This is a genomic window from Foliimonas ilicis (assembly GCF_039939195.1).
GTDB lineage: Bacteria > Pseudomonadota > Alphaproteobacteria > Rhizobiales > Rhizobiaceae > Foliimonas > Foliimonas ilicis.
This window is the reverse complement of record NZ_JBDUUH010000014.1, coordinates 1-17,069: the sequence shown is the minus strand read 5'-3', so window position 1 is coordinate 17,069 and position 17,069 is coordinate 1. Positions and strand designations below refer to the sequence as shown.

At 52.9% G+C, this 17,069-nt stretch carries 16 protein-coding genes; 6 read left to right on the top strand and 10 right to left on the bottom strand.

The genetic code is table 11. From position 1 onward, the window contains the following. The first annotated feature begins 12 nt into the window (after window positions 1–12). A complete protein-coding gene (locus ABFT80_RS23845; protein WP_347974587.1) occupies window positions 13–261 on the top strand; it encodes a thermonuclease family protein in 249 nt (82 codons plus the stop codon). A gap of 50 nt (window positions 262–311) precedes the next feature. Here ABFT80_RS23845 and ABFT80_RS23840 read toward each other — a convergent pair whose 3' ends face one another. Then, a complete protein-coding gene (locus ABFT80_RS23840; RefSeq protein WP_347974445.1) occupies window positions 312–608 on the bottom strand; it encodes a PRC-barrel domain-containing protein in 297 nt (98 codons plus the stop codon). Window positions 609–1,324: 716 nt separating this feature from the next. On the opposite strand from ABFT80_RS23840, the gene ABFT80_RS23835 reads away from it, so the two are divergent. Continuing rightward, the gene (locus ABFT80_RS23835; protein WP_347974444.1) at window positions 1,325–3,049 is read left to right on the top strand and encodes a retron Ec67 family RNA-directed DNA polymerase/endonuclease; all 1,725 of its coding nucleotides are present in this window, start codon (window positions 1,325–1,327) and stop codon (window positions 3,047–3,049) included. A gap of 257 nt (window positions 3,050–3,306) precedes the next feature. Here the strand turns inward: ABFT80_RS23835 and ABFT80_RS23830 are convergent, their stop codons facing one another. The 8 genes from ABFT80_RS23830 to ABFT80_RS23800 all read right to left on the bottom strand — a co-directional run bounded on the left by ABFT80_RS23830 (window position 3,307) and on the right by ABFT80_RS23800 (window position 12,585). Further along, the gene (locus ABFT80_RS23830; RefSeq protein WP_347974443.1) at window positions 3,307–3,663 is read right to left on the bottom strand and encodes a DUF6634 family protein; all 357 of its coding nucleotides are present in this window, start codon (window positions 3,661–3,663) and stop codon (window positions 3,307–3,309) included. Window positions 3,664–3,785: 122 nt separating this feature from the next. Next, entirely contained in the window at window positions 3,786–5,702 is a 1,917-nt protein-coding gene (locus tag ABFT80_RS23825) for an AAA family ATPase (protein ID WP_347974442.1), read from the bottom strand. Between the two features lie 69 nt (window positions 5,703–5,771). Then, window positions 5,772–6,392 carry a hypothetical protein gene (locus ABFT80_RS23820; protein ID WP_347974441.1) on the bottom strand — a complete coding sequence of 207 codons (621 nt, stop codon included), beginning with the start codon at window positions 6,390–6,392 and terminating at the stop codon, window positions 5,772–5,774. 418 nt (window positions 6,393–6,810) lie between these two features. Further along, window positions 6,811–7,314, bottom strand: coding sequence for a PIN domain-containing protein (locus tag ABFT80_RS28160; protein WP_455189998.1), 504 nt, complete (start codon window positions 7,312–7,314; stop codon window positions 6,811–6,813). Between the two features lie 694 nt (window positions 7,315–8,008). Then, on the bottom strand, window positions 8,009–9,115 hold the full coding sequence (locus ABFT80_RS23815; RefSeq protein ID WP_347974440.1) for a hypothetical protein: 1,107 nt from the start codon (window positions 9,113–9,115) through the stop codon (window positions 8,009–8,011). A 118-nt stretch (window positions 9,116–9,233) separates the two neighbouring features. After that, entirely contained in the window at window positions 9,234–10,451 is a 1,218-nt protein-coding gene (locus ABFT80_RS23810) for an MBOAT family O-acyltransferase (protein ID WP_347974439.1), read from the bottom strand. A gap of 10 nt (window positions 10,452–10,461) precedes the next feature. Then, complete coding sequence (locus ABFT80_RS23805; protein WP_347974438.1) at window positions 10,462–10,713, bottom strand: acyl carrier protein; 252 nt, start codon at window positions 10,711–10,713, stop codon at window positions 10,462–10,464. A 9-nt stretch (window positions 10,714–10,722) separates the two neighbouring features. After that, window positions 10,723–12,585, bottom strand: coding sequence for an HAD-IIIC family phosphatase (locus ABFT80_RS23800; RefSeq protein ID WP_347974437.1), 1,863 nt, complete (start codon window positions 12,583–12,585; stop codon window positions 10,723–10,725). Window positions 12,586–12,767: 182 nt separating this feature from the next. On the opposite strand from ABFT80_RS23800, the gene ABFT80_RS23795 reads away from it, so the two are divergent. Then, window positions 12,768–13,688, top strand: a complete 921-nt coding sequence (locus tag ABFT80_RS23795) for a class I SAM-dependent methyltransferase (RefSeq protein WP_347974436.1) — start codon at window positions 12,768–12,770, stop codon at window positions 13,686–13,688. Window positions 13,689–13,757: 69 nt separating this feature from the next. Here ABFT80_RS23795 and ABFT80_RS23790 read toward each other — a convergent pair whose 3' ends face one another. Then, the gene (locus tag ABFT80_RS23790; RefSeq protein ID WP_347974435.1) at window positions 13,758–14,363 is read right to left on the bottom strand and encodes a GNAT family N-acetyltransferase; all 606 of its coding nucleotides are present in this window, start codon (window positions 14,361–14,363) and stop codon (window positions 13,758–13,760) included. Window positions 14,364–14,581: 218 nt separating this feature from the next. On the opposite strand from ABFT80_RS23790, the gene ABFT80_RS23785 reads away from it, so the two are divergent. The 3 genes from ABFT80_RS23785 to istA all read left to right on the top strand — a co-directional run. After that, window positions 14,582–14,845, top strand: coding sequence for a hypothetical protein (locus ABFT80_RS23785; RefSeq protein ID WP_347974434.1), 264 nt, complete (start codon window positions 14,582–14,584; stop codon window positions 14,843–14,845). Next, a complete protein-coding gene (gene hxsB / locus ABFT80_RS23780; protein ID WP_347974433.1) occupies window positions 14,845–16,254 on the top strand; it encodes a His-Xaa-Ser system radical SAM maturase HxsB in 1,410 nt (469 codons plus the stop codon). Before ABFT80_RS23785 ends, hxsB begins: the two co-directional genes overlap by 1 nt. A 112-nt stretch (window positions 16,255–16,366) precedes the next feature. After that, window positions 16,367–17,069: IS21 family transposase (gene istA / locus ABFT80_RS23775; protein ID WP_347974432.1), on the top strand; the 703-nt coding region annotated here is incomplete at its 3' end.

Here is a 17,069-nt window from a genome sequence, read left to right as displayed (position 1 = left end):
GGTGGGTCATGAATCTGGTGTAGCTCGATTCATGTCGTCAATACGTCATGCCAACAGGAGAGCAATTTAGCGATTCGTTCACGCGATCGTCTTCGCTCGATGCTTGGTAGCGCAGCTTTTACGATCGACCGAAATGGTAAAGACCGGTATGGCAGAACTCTCGCCAATGTTCGAGTAAACGGTATCGACGTTGGAAATCAGCTCATTAATGAAGGGCTAGCGCACGTCTGGCGGGGGCGGAAAGAAAGCTGGTGCGGGTAGCGCTCTCTAATGGGGGCAGCCAGTCCAGCCGCCCTCTAAGACGCGCTCAGTTAATGCTCATGCTCCGGCATTTCTTTAAGCTGATCCTTTGTCCAATTCGTCACGGCGTGTACTTCACCGTCTTCATCACGCATGAAATCCAAATCCGCGACGGGTACAGCAACCGGTTTTGCTCCGATCCCGAGAAAGCCGCCAACGTCAATTATTGCTTCAGCGCTTGGTCCGCTGCCGTGCAGATGTGAAACGCTCCCAACCTTTTCTTCGTCTGCGCCGTAAACTGTGGCGTCCTTTAGGACGGCTTCGGTCAGATCGTTACTGGTGAGGCGAATGTGCTTGGTGTGATCCATAGTCTGTCTCCGTCTTTGAGCCATGACAACCGTGGGGAAGTTGGATCGTTCCATAAAATCAGCATTGGCTGAGGTCACATCGAACCATCAATTTACGCTGGGAAGTGAGACCCGGCACGTTGGCGTGAGGCTTCGGAATCCGGGTCTCGTGCCACCGACTAAGTAGCATCACATAAAATAGAACGGGCCCGCGGCTCCGAGAGGGGTTGGCGGGCTATTTTTGCGCATTAGATGCTTTCAGGAATTGGTGGAAAGCGGACTGGCGGCTTTTGGAATGGAAAACGTTGGATGCGGCCGTTCGCTTGGTCAGCACACGCCAACTTTAAGTCGCCCTCATATCGGGCTAGGGATAACTGCTCAGATCAGCCCTAATGGTAGACATTTGGTGGATTTTGCGCTGCGGTATGATTGCTCCACAGTTTTGACGAACCACAGCACCCAGTGAGCTGAAAGCAAACGAGTCACGGCGGCGCGAAGTAGGGGATAAAGGAAGAAAAAACCGTACAAATACTAGAACCGACGAGTTATTACCAGACGGAAGCTTGTGAATAAGCTCGGGGGTTGCTATCACCGACACACGCTTGCGGGTAGATCCTGTCGTCGCGCATCGTGACGGTTGCTGACAATGTCCGGCCTGATTGCTCCTTCCGGACTACCATTTCGTTAATACACGGGAAATCCCGTGACACGCATACGAGTACCCGCAAGCGATCACCATGAGCTTAAAAACACTTCGTGCATGCCAAACCTTGTCAGATCTTGCACATTTATTGCGCGTGTCCCCCAAGGGGCTCAGCTACGTTCTTTACAAGATCCCAGCGCACCTCAAGTACACCCAATTTGCTATCCCGAAAAAGTCCGGCGGGACTAGGCAAATATCTTCCCCCGATAGGCGGCTCAAGTTCGTTCAATCACGACTGGCCGATCTGCTATATGCGTGCCAACGAGAGATCGTGCCGGTAGAACAGCAGGTCAATAAAGTTCTTTCACATGGGTTTCAGAGAAAGCGGGGGCTATCAATCTATACAAATGCGCGAAAGCACACTAACCGACGATATGTGCTGAACGTTGACCTCGAAGGGTTTTTTCCGTCTCTAAATTTCGGGCGCGTCCGTGGGTTTTTTCTGAAAAACAGGGAATTTCAGCTCCCGGAAGCAGTTGCTACTGTCGTTGCCCAAGTCGTCTGTCACCGCAATGAGCTGCCCCAAGGAGCGCCGACATCTCCTATCGTGTCAGACTTGATGGCCCGTGTCATGGACGTTCATCTCTCAAGAATGGCGGCGAGCTATGGCTGTACCTACTCAAGGTACGTCGATGACCTCACATTCTCGACCAACCTCTCGGAGTTTCCTTCGGCTCTTGCGGTCGAAAATCACGCCACCGGGAAGTGGGCCGCCGGGCATGAACTGAGAGGCCGGATATGGAGGCAAGGATTCTCTCTGAACGATCAGAAGACCCGGATGCAGACACGAACATCGCGGCAAGAGGTCACTGGGTTGATCGTCAACAAGTTTGTGAATATCCGCTCTGAGGTCGAGGCGAGCAATCGAGTCCTTGTTCATTCGCTAGTTAAAAAAGGCCGTTGCTTTCACAACGATCCCCATTCAGGTTTGAAGACACCTATGTCTTTGGAACAACTTGGCGGCCGACTCAGCCATCAATTCCAGACCAAGGCTTCACTTCACAGCTTCAAGTCCGCTCGGGAGATAGAAAAGGCCGGAGATCCCATTCCGAAGTTCTATCGGGACTACGCTGCCTACATAAATTACTGCAATTTTCATGCAAACACTCTTCCAACAATTGTCTGTGAGGGGAAAACAGACGTTATATACCTGAAGGCCGCAATTCGCGTTCTCCACCAAAAGTATCCGAAACTTGGAGGGCTCTCAGGCGGAAAATATGCCTCGGATATTCGCTTCTTCGGGCAAAGCCGTCACCATACCGCGGCGACTAAATTGTCGGGGGGAGCTGGCGATGTGCAGCACTTCGTTAAAGAGTACGGGAAGATCGTGCATCCATTTCATGCTGGCGGGCAGCTAATGCCCGTGATCGTGTTTGTAGATAATGACAAAGCGACAAATGGAATTTGGAGCTACATCAAGGAGAAAACCAGTTCCAAAACGGCAATTGATGGATCGCGGCCATTCTATCACATCGAGCGAAACTTGTTTGTAGTGGCCGTGCCGGGAAAAGTCGGCACGGGCGAGCGAGTTGTTGAGGATCTTTTCGACAGTGCCACCAAAGCCAAGAGCTGGAAAGGGTTGACTGTTGACTTAAATCAAAAGCGTGGCCATCCGCCTGCGAAGGGGAAAATGAGCAAGGAGCGCTTTGCTACTAAAATTGTCCGAGACCAACGCGATACAATCGACTTTTCAGGATTTGAGCCCGTCCTCCAGGCCTTCTCGGACATAGCAGATATCAAACTCCCCGGGTCCAAATGACTTCTCTACATACGCAGCAGCAGATCAAGTCACTGCGCGAACTGCAGCTTTCGAGAATCCGCAACCTGCCGTTGAGCGTCTAAGATGAGGTCGGAAGCTGCCAATCAACCTTCGCGCCGCGTTGCGAGCAGGATGTTTAGGACAAAAACAAGTGCTCTTGTCCGGGTTGTTCAAAAGCGGCACTTAGGTCCTCGACGACTAGGCTCAGCTAGCCCACATAACTAGGGTTAGCTGAGCCTCTTTCAACAGGCGAGAACTCAGTTGGTTAAGTCAGGATCGACCTCTTCGCGTCTGGGAAGGCGATACCAGCGCGATGCTGTACGAGCGTAACCCAAGTCGCCCGAGATCAAGTGTACAATGGATGTAACGATTTTTCCCCCACCCAAAATCGGATGTTCAGCCACGTCGCCTACCAAACAGGCAGCGGACCTAACCGTCAGTTTCCAGTTATCGAGTGTTGGGGCATTTGCCTCGATCCCAAGAAAATATTCCTTGGGCTTGAACGGCTCTTGAGCGAAAGCCTTAAGATCCGACACGAGTTGTTCGTATTTTTCGATTTCAGAACGCAGGTCGTACCGCAGTTCTGGTGTCATAGTTTCTGAAAACATAATCATGAAGTTGCCTCGATAGGTTGAATGTTTGCAATCACTGGTCGCCAGAAATCTGGCTGACTGGTCGCACGGAAATCGGCATGCCGGTTTCCAATTTCATGTGCCATTTTCACGTCCACTTCTGATTACGCACGTATAGAACGGCGCTCTGAGATCAGAGCATCGACCTCCTTTTTTGTGAGTTCGCCGCGCATCAACAAGGCATCGGCCAGCCTTTCGACGTCTTGCCTTTGCTCTTCGATAAACTGTTTGGCGCGCTGGAATTCCGTGGACAGGATGAGGCTCACGCGCGCTTTCAATTCCCTGTCGATGTGGAGAGTTGCGAGCAAGTCGGCCTCTTGGGCGCTCGACAAATAAACGAGCTGATCTCCCATCCCGTAGGTCGCCTCCATCATGAGGGCGAAGATCGTTGCGGTGTGGAGGTCTGATCCAGCGCGCCCACCGCCTCCAGCGGAACGCGAGCCAAGGATAGCCTCCTCAGCAGCCAAACCTGCCAAACAGACTGCGATGTGTTGCAGGTATTGTGAGGAAGTGTGCTCCTGAATTTCTTCGGCTTCGAACTTTGCGCCACCACCGGTTTGCACACTTACAGATGGATCGACTTCATCGACGATCGAGATGCGTTCAAGTTCACCTAGACCGAGCGCCAGTCCAACGACTGCATGCCCAGCTTCGTGGATCGCCGCCCTTCGACGTACCGCTTCTGGAACAGCGATTTTGGCGGGGAACTCAGACAACAGGTCGTCGACACTCAATGGACGACTGGCACGACGTGCCTTTCGCCGTGCGTCGCGGACCAGTTTTTCAATTGCCGCGCCCGACCAACCTTCGGACCGGATGCAGACATTGGCAAGATCGATATCGGCCAACTCTGTCTGCAGATGCCACCGAAAAATGCCAAGTCGTGCCGGAAGGTCGGGCAGGGGAATCTGGATATGCCTGTCGAGACGGCCTGGTCGCGTGATCGCGGCATCAATCCTTGCTGGGTAGTTGCAAGCGCCAACCACCACCACACCTTCTCGGCCTTCGGCACCATCGATGCATTCCAACAGCGCAGAGACGACTTCCGTGTGGTACTGCGCATTGTCGTCATTGAATTTTTCGCGATCTCCGAAAGCGTCGATCTCATCGAGGAAAATAATGCTCGGAGCGTTGTTTTTCGCCTCGTTGAAAGCCCTTCGCATCGCCTTCAGCAAATCGCCCAGATGCCCTTTGGCCTGCCAGCGGCCAAGTGAACCCAAGACAAGATGTGCATTGCTAGTTCGCGCAAGTGCTCCTGCAAATGTGGTTTTTCCAGTGCCAGGCGGACCGCTAAGAAGAACACCGCGATCGACCGCGTGCCAGGGGATCTTGCCAGATTTCCAATCTGCCAAATCTTTTGCGAGTTCGTTCCCCCATGCCCCAGCTTCTCCGAACCCGTGCAAATCGTTTAGCGTTGGTTCGGAGACTTTTTGCTCGGGTTGGTCTTTCGCACGCATCGCCAGTTTCATGCGCTCGATCGAGACTGAAATCGGACGTCCCTTCCGCATTGTGGCTGCGATGATGTCCAATGGGACCGAAACGATGAACTCCGCCTGTTCCAGCGTTGCTCGCTGACCGAGACAGAAGCGGCAGGCCGCCATGATGTGGCGGGCTTCATAAGGCTGGATTTGGATGATGTTATCGGCTGAAAACTCGAAGTCCTTGGGCAACGAATCTCTGCTGTCCACGACGACTACTACTCTCGGCTTTTCTCGGATCGCATCTGAAATGTTGCTGTTGCGACTGACCATTTTGGAATCATCGCTATCTCTTGCGAACACGGCAGTGCTTTCGTACTGGAAAAAGAGGCGATCGCCGCCGTCGTCGCGGATTGAAACGATCTTTGCAGCCGAGCGGTAGATATCCAGGTTGCTGTTTTCGGGAATGACGAGGCCGACGACTGCAGGCAGTCCGTTCATGAAGCCAGGCTGTCGAAGGCAGGCTCGCAGAGTTCCGCAATATGCCAGGAATGCAGCAACCGACTTTGTGATCTCTTGTTTGATTTTTCTTAGTTTGCTCATTGTGAATCTTCCACAGCACGGCCGTCGGGTTGCCTTAGGCAATCCGGTCGTCACTCGTTGTCGGGGTTATCAGCCGCGGGTGCGACGAACGGAGGTCTCGGGACCGATCCTTGCCTCATCGAGGTCGATCTCGACGAAGCGATGCAGTATCAAGGACGCGAGCCCCGCTATCGGCGGCGTCTCACGGAACGCTGGTAGACACTCAGCTATGGTCATGGTGCCATTTTCATCGAGAGCGGCCAGAAGGCGAACTCGATCACCAAGCGGCGTCCGCCACCTTGCATATCTCAGGAGTTCTTGCGCGTTCGCAAGTCGCACGCCTGACCTGATCTGCGACTCCGACCAGACTTCATGCTCAAAGCCAGCCTGTCGGCAAAGGTCCAGGATAAGTGTCGGCATCTCGCCGTCGGAACCGCCGTGCGCATCAGCCACAACGGTTCGGTCCGTACGCTCGACGATGAAATCGGGAATGTGGAGGATGTCGCCTTCAGACAGCGTCAGCGGAAGGCATGACCACGAATTGACGTTCGGATCAACGTCGAGCAAGCAGCCTAAATCACGGGCGAGGGCGGTTCGAAATAGTGGCGCGCCAATGCATCGCATAGTGCCCAAGGGGTGGAATGACTGCTTCGCAGCGTCATTTCGTAAAACAGTGATGCAGTCAGTTTCAGTTTTGATAAGGGCGGTCACTAGACCCTCCACACGCATACACAACCAAGTTCGAACGCCGTTAGGAACGGCGGGACTGGATCATCGTATGAGGTGTGCGAAGGCTGTTTTCATGATGTTGGAACAAATAAGGAACAAAATTCCTGACGTCAACATAAAACTTCGGTGGCTCGCTTTCTAGCGATCAATCTTACCAGCGTGGCATTGGAGACAAAGCGCTGTTCCAATGCTGTTTGACATAACAGCAGCCCCGAAAGTCAGCTCACCTGCACCTGTATTTTGGCGTGAGGTGTCGCAGTTGATCGCCACGACACTTGCTGCAGTGCACAACCGCCGCATCAATGCGCCTGCGATGTAAATCATGTGCAGCATGCTGTTGGCCTTGCTAAGATTATGCCGTGGAGACATTTGGAACGCCCTGGGCGTCGACAAAAGCTTTTTAAAAGCACGCCCGTGTGGGCTCCCAAGGACTCCGAATCCATGTATCCTCTTTTGGATCGTAAATTCCTGGCAATTTGAAATGTTCGTCAATGGCGAGAAAATCTTTTCGATTTAAAGTAGCGACGGGCAATCGAGCTTCAATCGCCTGTGCAGCGACAAGTAGATCCAGCTTGGCTCGTGGTTTTGTGCCCGCAGGGCCACTCGTCCATATATTGTTGAGTGACGGTGTGCCCATCATCTTACCGTGGGTAACTGCGACGGCAGGCGTCAAGGGAAGCCACAACAGCGGGGTCTGCAACATGCCTTGGAGAAATCTGTCGAAAGCATCCGCTCGCGTGGGGTCCTTTATGCGTAATAATTCCGCGCCGCGCGCTGACTCTGCGACGGCGGCATACGAAAGCACTAGCGTTTTGGAGTGGGCAGATATCCATTGGACGACGCGCTCATCCGGATATCGGAGGGCGAGCTCGGAGATGACATTTGTGTCTAACAGAAACTCCAATCGCGCGCCGCTTCTCTTTCGACCCAAATCTTCTCGAAACGTACTCCGATCAACCTTTCGCAAAACTGACTTTTGCGGTGTCTGGCCTTGAGCGCGATGCGGAGAAACGGTCGGGAGTGGCTGTACCAGCGCGATGACGAGGAAGTGTCGCAATTATGCGAGGCGGCGGACCGTGAAGGGCCTCAAATATTGATATTTCGGCAGCGCAGGTACATTCTGAGTTCCGCAGGACCAGACACGGACAAATCCGCCGGAGATTTCTTCAGGCAAGGCGGCCCTCTCGATCGTGAGGATATCGATTAGAAGGCCAGATGTGCCGAGGCACTGGTGACATGGCATTCCACTGAGATGAAAACACCCTTTCAGAATGTCTCTTGATCGATTGCTTGGCAATTCACGCGGAAGCCTCCTGCGCTATTGCGGCAATGAGGGGGTGGGAGTCCAGAGATTCGTCGCCTTTACTTATCGATGCAAGTTTCGCATAGGCCTACCTTTGCTTCCGCTGCCGAATATATCGTGAAAGATCGACCGCAGCTATTGCAATCCAGGTCGGCGATAAAGGTAATTTCTGGCCGTTCAGTTTTCACAGCCAGTTCGGCAACCGTTTCATCTACCGATCGGTTATCTTGTGACATAAGCGAGCTCCTTCGCGGAAGATTTAGCAAGAAATAGCCTCAGCTCACAAGCGGCAGCATCAACTTGATGCGCCCGACGCTAAGTCTACTGTTTGGCACAACTCAGTGCTCTTCTCACCACTCAAAATCTCCCCGACGCTCTGTGACAACAGTCGCCTGCCGTTCGCGGCAAGGTGCGAGCTGTCATAGAACCACGCAGCTTCGACAGATGGACTGAAAGAGCATCTCAAAAACAGTTCCATTGGCACGTCTCTGAGAGTCTCGTAGAAGTTCGGCCGCGCCAGCGTCTCCGCCTTTTGATAAACCGACGTCAGCGGCATCTCAACGAGTATCAACTTGTCCGTCAAATCGCTTAACAAAGTGACTGCTCGTTTAAGCGTCGCTTGAGCCAGAGGGTCTCGATAGGAGTTAGCTTGCTCCATCCCGTTCTTTGGTAATAGCTGCTCGGCCTTTTTCCGGGCCTCTGCGTAAATTGAGGGCCTGTCGTATCTGTACTGAATAGCTGGCGAGAACTCGCCTGGGAACAACTCGAATGTTCTCACAGGAGTCTCGGAGTTAATCAAAAGCTGATGCACTCGAAAAAGCCGCTCGCGTAGCGCACGTTGCGCCATCAAACTATGTTTCGCGAATGGCATGCCGAATTTGTAAGCAAGCTCAGCGACAGATGGGTGAAACTCTGCGAAACCAGTCAGGGAAAGCAATGTCTGCGGACGCATCTGGCTGACGTAATCTGTCGGCAGAATATCATACGCGCCGTCTGCCAGCCGATTTATGTAAAAACTATTCAATCCGAGTATGACGCACTCATATCTCTCAGGGTATTGCGATAGTATCGCTGCTTGCACCTCAATCGTGTCGGCAACGACATAGCCTGCCGTAGTTGCAAGATTCACAAATCGGATGCCTGGAACGGTCTTCGCCAAAACTGAATTGTCGAAGCCTTCGCGTACGACAGAAGCACCGATGAGTATGCATGTCTTGCTAGGTTCTTGCTTTGCTATGTTGAGATGGCGTGCAAACCAATGACCCGGCAGAAACTGGTAGTTGGAGGCGTAAAGCGTCGCAAAACCAAATTGGCCAAGCGTTAGCGAGAACACGATAACCGCGATTATCCCGACCAACGCCAAGCGTAGAGCTTTTAGGGAATTTGCCCAGCCATGTATCAAGGCTAGAATCCCCCGTAGACGTATCGTTCAGGTACGCCGGAGACCATGAAAGAAATCGCGACGAGCATGAGCAATGCCAAGACGATTTTTCCGTATTGTCTCCAGGTCAAGTCCGGTTTCATCCCGCAAAGTCCACCAGTGCAATTCGAAGGGTAAGGACAACCAATGAGATCGTGTAGACCATTGCCAACGGCTTGGTCAGCCACGACGGCGCTTTTATCCGAGTGTGTGGTCTGAACTGGTCGCGGATGATCGTTTCAATCCCTACCACAATGCCGACAGCGAGGCCCCAATATAGAAACTCCCAAGTGAACCGGTGCCAAACCCCTACGAACGCAAAGGGCAAAAGTAATGCGACAAAGTTTATTAAGTGAATTTTTGCTTTCTGATCGCGTGTCGGTTTCATCGCACGCGTCAATCCAATGCGCACTGGGAAGTAGATGTTTCGTCGTACGAAGGCACCTAGAGACATATGCCAGCGGGTCCAGAACTCCGTGAATGATGTGGAAAGATAAGGGTGATTGAAGTTTATGGGGGTTGGGACGCCCAAAAGCCGACCGATGCCCAATGTTATCAGGGAATATCCAGCGAATTCGATTAGTACGTAAGTCAGAAAAACCAACGTGTCGATGAATGTCGCGGTTGGCCAGCTCCCGTGCAAACCGATAAAAAAGATGCTGTACGATTGCGCGATGACAAACTTCAGGAAGTAGCCAAGAACTATTGTGAAAACAGAGTCTACGAAATGGGCGGCGGTTGGCTCCGGTGCCGGACCATCATCCATCGATAGATGTTCTTCGTAATCATTGATTGGACCCGAAGGCGACATGAAAAACGGTGCAAGGTAGGCCGACATCCCAAGAGGGTTGGTCAGGCGCTCGCCCGCCAATACTGCGCGGGTCATATCGACAAGTCGAAGGCAAACATACGACAGAGCGAGGAGCTGCAGAATCTGCAGGCCAGGAAGGACAGGCCATAAGCCAGAAAGGTCGGAAAAAAAGTGAAAGGGAAATAGGTTGGCAAAATCATTCCCCGGCTCGAGCACCATTTTATGCAGCACAAAAAATGCCGCGATACCGCCGAACAAAACGAACGGAAGCGCCCGGCGCGCAGTCACGTTCTCTGGTGGGACGAGCTGCGCCGCGCGAAGGGCGCACCAATAGATGATGCAGATGAACGCAAGGATGCCGAACGCTTTCCAACCGAAAAGCAAGATCAATGCGACGGAATTCAAAACGCCAAAGAAAGTCGTCCGCGAAAGCCGCGTTCTCAATTGCCCGAAAATATAAGCAGCTACCACCATTGCAATGAAGGCGGGTTCAGAAAAGACGGCCATTTGGTTGAGGTTATGCGGTCTTGTTCGCAATCAGGTTCATCAGCTCACCGACGTTTTTGAGGTGAGTAATTTCTGACGTCTTAAACCTGACTTTGAATTCGCTCTCGACCATCATCATTAGGTTGATGTGATTGAAAGAGTCCCAAGTCGGGATGTCGGCGGCTGTCGTGTCATCCCTGAGGACGATGCTATCATCGTTGAACAAATCCCGGAAAATTCCGGTCAATTTTGCTTTGTTGGCTTCGTTCAGATCGGCAGACATTGATCTCTCTCAGGACGGATTTTCTGTTCGAGGCCGCAACATATACCGGCCGCTTTCGTATTCTTCAAAACCCATAGACGGATATAGCTTCGAAACCAGCCCATTTTTTTCTGTTGGGATGAACGAACCAACTAGATTGGACTGTCCTGCAATGTTTCTCGCCCAATCAAGCATCGAACGCTCAACTTCGCGATTGAGTACCCTGCAACTCATGAGCCAAGTGTCTATTTCCAGCCCACTATCGGCGGGTGTCAGGATCATGAGACCAATGATGCCTTGGGGGCCGAAGCGGTCGGCATAGTTAAAGACGCCGAATTTTGCGCCATTCGCACGCAGGCGCGTAAGGTCGTCATCCATATGGCGTTTTGTTGTCAGGTTGAATTGGTTTGTCTTCTGCAACAGTTGGGCGACACGTTCCCGATTTTTGTCGTTCAAATCCGAGACTGTTACATCAATTTCAAGAGAAGCGATGAAATCCGCTTTCGATCCGCTGGCTTGCAGCTGACTGCGTTGCATTTGCAGGGCAGAGACCTGAGCGGGCCGAGCGAAATCTGCATCTGTGAGTCTCGCTGTATTGAAATATCGTCCAAACGATAGGCGTCGAAGCGACTGATCAGGTTCGGGTCCTGCCAACACAACATCGATTTGTGGAAAGACGGAGACTACCTCCGCCAAATCGACGTGGTTGTCGTCTATGTAAACCATCAAATCAGTTCCGAAATTGAGCTGTTCGGAAACCTTTGCAACAGACGCGCTCTTGTCACCCCAGGACAGTTCGAGGACGGAATATGCCGCGCGCTTCAACGGCAGGTGAATATTCTCTTCCAGGACTTCAGCCATGCTTGGATCATTTCTGCTCACGGCCGCGAGGAGAACACCCGTTGAGGTCAGGTCACGCATATACGATTGCAACATTTGATACCCGAGGCCGTCAGGTGTTTCTGGACCAACGTCGATCGCTGCAAAGCCGAGTTCGCCGACTTCACCTCCCCAAAGGGTATTATCCCAGTCGGTAAGGAGCGCCCTATGTGATCGTCCGAAAACATGCGCCATCGATGAGGCGGTTTCTCTAGCCAGTCCGACAAGGCCTGTTTCCTCAAACGAAGATCTCATGCGCATTGCCGCAATATGCCCAACGGACGTCGCGCCGCCTGCAATGTGAATGGCCTGTTCCGTGTCGATTATGAGAATGCCGTCGTTCGCGAGTTCATCAAGCGTCCCATTAAGAAGCGAAATGACCCGCCTGCTTGACACTCGATTCTTCGCATGAAGTACGCTTCCAACTCCCGGCCAAGCTCCCGGGTAGAAGGACGTGAATGCGACGGAGCCCATTCGGCGAGCCTTGATCGAGTTGGCAAGTTCTGTAAGCTCGGTCTGAGCCTCTGCTACCTGCACATCAGTTGCCGGTTGAACCGGCATGTAGCGTCGCAACCACTGGTCTGAAAGGTGGACGACGGTCAAATCTACTGCTTTACGGTCAGCCGCAAAAGCTTCAAACGAGACTGAATCGTATCCAGAAACCGCGACGGCCGCAGATATTCCGAAGGCTGCGAAGAACAGCTCAAGGGGTTCGGCAAGCCCGTCAATCGTTACGTCAGACACCAATTGGACTGAAATTTTCGTGTTAGTTTTCTTGAGGTCCGGTCTGCCGTTTCTCGTCCATATGTTTTTTAGGCGGCGATAGAAAAGCGGGTTTTTCGAGAAATGAAATATCGCCGTCCGCATAAGAGAGGCGAAAATCTCGCCATCTGTTCGCGGATCCACTTTTCCGATGATCGCAAGTGCTGCGGACTCATCCTCGTCGCGAAGGGCGACTAAAAGATCAACAAGCGGCTGAGTGTTAATGCGTACCGCATTTTCTTTGTCGGTCATTATGTTGCTCATGACGGCTTCTAACCACGTGGTACAGAAAACTGGTAGTGGGAGCTCGAAATATTCCGGCGGTCAGAGTGTGTCAAACTGCGCGGCGCATAAGGTTCTTATTATCGGAATGCTTGTTCACGCGATGCCGCTGTCTTATAGGCAACCAACCGTGAAAAGCTGGGGCGATACGCATGACCACGTCTTACATCGATAAATTCTCGTCTTGCCTCGTTGAGCGAGCCCCGATTTTCTCTCAGGAACTTGCCCGCACGCGTCTTGCAGAACCCGACACGTTCAACAGACTGGCTGAGCCAATGTTGAAGTGGGCGGAAATCGCTTTAGGGGAAACGTGGGCCGAACAACTGGTTGATGGCTATTGCGAATTCGTGTTGGACGTGAATCGCTCCCAACTAAAATATGAGAAGTCTGGCCGGTACGAGAATTCCAGCTTCGCTGAAGTGTTTTCAAAGGCCTACAGCGATCCCGAATTCATGCAACTCTATCATTGGGGCGTCTACACCACGACATTCGTGTGGACCCATCATCTTCGAATCTACAAGCTATTCGAGTCACAGTTCGTGCCGCTGTTGAAGAACGTATCGGGCGGTAGTCTGGTAGATCTCGGCGCGGGCTCCGGCATATGGCATTTGCTATCACTTCAAAACGTGCCGTCACTGTCTGTCTCCGCTGTCGATGTCTCCGAGCCGACGATCGAGCGCAGCAAGAATATGGCAAAGACACTTGGTTACGGCGATAAAATTACTCACCACGTGGCGGATGCTTTGACGTGGAAGCCCGATGCGCCTGCTCAAGCTGGTATTTCATGCTTTTTGCTGGAGCACCTTGAACAGCCAAATGCACTCCTTGCGGGGCTTGCCAACAGCATTGAGCCGGGTGCGCCAGCTTTCGTCACATCAGCTTTAACCGCAGCCGAGATCGACCATATTTTTGAATATCGCAGGGAGTCGGAGTTGGTTATTGCCTGCGAACAGGCAGGGTTCAGAGTATTGTCGATGTACTCAGCAACGCCCGATACTACCCCTCGATCACGCTACTTCGCCCCACGATCAATCGGACTTGTCCTTCAAAAACGGACAAATGCGATTTGGTAAGGCCACGAATACGGTCTAGCCTTTGTAGCTATGGCGAACTGACAAGGCTGCTTTTGATGGTCTTGCCATTCAAAACTGCCTGCCCATCCAGACGGTTCTCCCAAGATCAAATACAGGAACAAATTCAGAGCGTTGCCAGAACGACATGGCTCTATGGTTGTTACGGTTTGCTCCGACATGGATAGCACGGACACCCCGACCAGCAGCCAACTCTACCCAGGCGTTAAGCAGCCGTCTTCCTTGGCCTTGCCCCTGCGCGCGTGTTAGAAAATTCATATGTAGATGAGCTGGAAAAGTACGGATGACGTCACTGGGTGTAGTCGTAGGATGATGGATCATATGGGCCCGGCGCTCATCGGCCGTCCAGTCAGATTTCGGGGTGTCTGAAGGGTCAGCATAGCGTTTTCGAAGCGCTGGCCACCAGTCCTGTTCGAGCCGAGCTTCCCAATCGAACGTATCCACTGCACCTAGAGCAAACCCCGCCACGCCGTCTTCGTCGGTAAGCAGCAGAACCAGCGTGGGCTCAAGGGTTGCATAGCCGCCCGCGTATAAGTGGCCCATCATGTTGGGATCGGCGTAAAGATGCGAAGCGTCGTTCCCGAGATGACCAGTTGTCAACGAGATCGCATAAAGCTTGTCGATATCCGCTTCCTCGAATTGTCGAATTTGCCACATATTGGCTCCCTTCACTTCACATGCGGTGCCATTCGCGCATCGTCAATGCGCGATGCCTTGTAGCTCTGAACAAATCTGCGACGACGGTAGCCTCATTCATCACGTGCGGTTGTTTTGCAAAAGAGCTCAAAGCTCTCGTTTTTTAATGAGTTGCAACAATGCTTGATTGTCTAGTCGCTCCGTTGCAATATCGCGACGGGGTAGGGTGGATGAATTGTATGACGAGCGATGAGCATGCTGTCGCTGTGGTGGAGATTCCGCCGCAGTTTGAGACGTATACTGCCGCGGCACTGCTTCGTGTTCAGTGCCTGTTTCCGGCGTTACGGTTTGCGCAAAATCAGAACGGCGTGAAAGTGTATGGCAGTACGATTGCCGACGAAGAGAGTTTTCGTCGAACCCTACTTCATGCGGTCTATCGTGAAAAAATCTACGCCGAAACGCTATCTATGCGGCGAGACCTCATCTCCGCCGTCACCGCGTGATGACTGTCTGGCCGCTGAAGTTCCGCGAAATCTCTGACAGCGAAATCCTGTTTGCCGATGACGCAGGCGGATTTTTCAAATCCGACGAAAGTTTCCTCGATCGCTATGTAACTGGCACTATGAGCGAAACGGACGAGGCCTTCCTGAAGGAGGGCGGACATTCGTTCGAATCTAAATTCGATCTGCCATGGACTTCATTCGCGTACAGATGGTCTCGGCGTCAGTCGAAGCAGCAGCAACTGTCATATGTAATCTTGGTGCCAACGCTTCGTTGCAATTTGGCGTGCGGCTACTGCCAGGTTTCGCGTGCTCCAGAGAATGCCCGTGGTTTCGACTGGACGGACGACGTGCTTGAAAGCGTGCTGGCTTTCCTCGGCAGGATTCAAGAATCCGAGATTAAGATCGAGTTCCAAGGCGGGGAACCGCTCCTGCGCGTCGACCTCCTGGAGCAAGTCCGCGAGTTCTGCCGCGCAAAGTTCAAGCAGGCTCAATTCGTTGTCTGCACGAACCTCCAAAGCCTTGGGCCACGAGAATGGGCGTTTCTCGAGGCTGACGATACCTTCATCAGCACGTCTTTGGACGGGGATCGGTTAACCCACGAAAGACAGCGAACTCACGATGCCGCACGCACCGAATCCTTTTTTTCGAATTTGGACGAGGCCGTTCGTCGATTTGCACCGGGCAAGATTTCTGCGCTGCCGACCATCGACGTCGCCAACCCACCTGATTTCGACGCATTGCTCAACAACTTCGAACATTATGGCATCCGATCGGTCTATCTGCGACCCATCAATCATCAGGGTTTTGCCCGTAAGCTGAAGCAAGGCGATGATGTTCTAACGCGCTGGAACGCCCTTCATTCCGAATTCATAGATCGCTTGATTGCCCGAAATCAGGAAACGGGCAGCTTCATGGAAGAATACTATTTTAGCCAATGCTTGAAGCGCGTCCTTCGGCTCGGAACTGATGACCACGTCGATATCAGAAATCCCAATTTCTTTGCGTCAGACTACTTAGTCGTTGACCATGACGGCCGTCTGTATCCGACGGACGAGGCCCGAATGCTTTCACGTATCGGGCGCATTGATCTTAGCATCGGAGATGTTTCGTCCGGGATCGACACAGCCAAGGTTGATGTCCTGAACGCCTCATCGGTCAACAATTTCGACCCAGACTGCATTCACTGCGCATACCAACCGTTCTGCGGAACCGACGTCGTCGACGACGTTTCAAGATACGGGCGCATCGACGTACCACGGGCGGACACCTGGTTCTGCGGCCGCCATACGGCTGTCTTCGACAAGGTATTCGAGGTTCTCTACCGGAAAGATGAAGCTGCACGGAAATCGGTTGCGCAGTGGAGCGGCGTGGCAGGCTGGGGAGACCACATGGTCCCAGTGCACGCATGATTGTGTTTCGGCGTGGAATATTGACCCCTCTGGCAGGGTGATCGGCGTCCAATTTTGACCCCCCTCCTGTTTCGTCTGACCATCCGTCTTTTGATGGCGGATGGAGGGGGAGTTGAAGCGAGTGGATACGATTGCGCGTGTTCGTCGAGCCTTCCATGTGCAGGGCTGGTCGGTGAAGAAGATCGTCCGGGAGCTGCATGTGTCCCGCAACACAGTGCGCAAGATTTTGCGATCCGATGAGACCGATTTTTCCTACGAGCGAGAACGCCAGCCGTTGCCGAAGACCGGAGCCTGGAAAGCCGAGATTGAACACTTTCTGTCGGCCAACGAAGGCAAGCCGTCTCGGGAGCGGTTGACGCTGATCCGGATTTACGAGGAGCTTCGGGCACTCGGTTACGACGGCGGCTACGACGCAATTCGGCGCTATGCGAAGGGCTGGTCAAAGGACAGGGGCGCTGTCATGGCCGAGGCCTACGTGCCGCTCTACTACGCACCCGGTGAGGCCTATCAGTTCGACTGGAGCCACGAGATTGTCCTGATCCAAGGGGTGACGACGACGGTCAAGGTGGCCCACGTCCGGCTCTGCCACAGCCGGATGATGTTTGCGAGAGCCTATATGCGCGAGAGCCAGGAGATGGTGTTCGACGCACACGACAAGGCTTTTGCGTTCTTCCGAGGCACCTGCACGCGTGGCATCTACGACAATATGAAGACGGCGGTGGAGGCAGTCTTCATCGGCAAGGAACGGCTATACAATCGACGCTTTCTGCAAATGTGCAGCCACTACCTCGTTCATCCGGTCGCCTGCACCCCTG

Coding starts and splice junctions, on each gene's coding strand:
- ABFT80_RS23790 (WP_347974435.1), bottom strand. CDS start 14,363: ATGTGGCAAATTCGACAATTCGAGGAAGCGGATATCGACAAGCTTTAT.
- ABFT80_RS23805 (WP_347974438.1), bottom strand. CDS start 10,713: ATGTCTGCCGATCTGAACGAAGCCAACAAAGCAAAATTGACCGGAATT.
- hxsB (WP_347974433.1), top strand. CDS start 14,845: ATGACTGTCTGGCCGCTGAAGTTCCGCGAAATCTCTGACAGCGAAATC.
- ABFT80_RS23830 (WP_347974443.1), bottom strand. CDS start 3,663: ATGATTATGTTTTCAGAAACTATGACACCAGAACTGCGGTACGACCTG.
- ABFT80_RS23840 (WP_347974445.1), bottom strand. CDS start 608: ATGGATCACACCAAGCACATTCGCCTCACCAGTAACGATCTGACCGAA.
- ABFT80_RS23785 (WP_347974434.1), top strand. CDS start 14,582: ATGACGAGCGATGAGCATGCTGTCGCTGTGGTGGAGATTCCGCCGCAG.
- ABFT80_RS23800 (WP_347974437.1), bottom strand. CDS start 12,585: ATGACCGACAAAGAAAATGCGGTACGCATTAACACTCAGCCGCTTGTT.
- ABFT80_RS23795 (WP_347974436.1), top strand. CDS start 12,768: ATGACCACGTCTTACATCGATAAATTCTCGTCTTGCCTCGTTGAGCGA.
- ABFT80_RS23825 (WP_347974442.1), bottom strand. CDS start 5,702: ATGAGCAAACTAAGAAAAATCAAACAAGAGATCACAAAGTCGGTTGCT.
- ABFT80_RS23835 (WP_347974444.1), top strand. CDS start 1,325: ATGAGCTTAAAAACACTTCGTGCATGCCAAACCTTGTCAGATCTTGCA.
- ABFT80_RS23810 (WP_347974439.1), bottom strand. CDS start 10,451: ATGGCCGTCTTTTCTGAACCCGCCTTCATTGCAATGGTGGTAGCTGCT.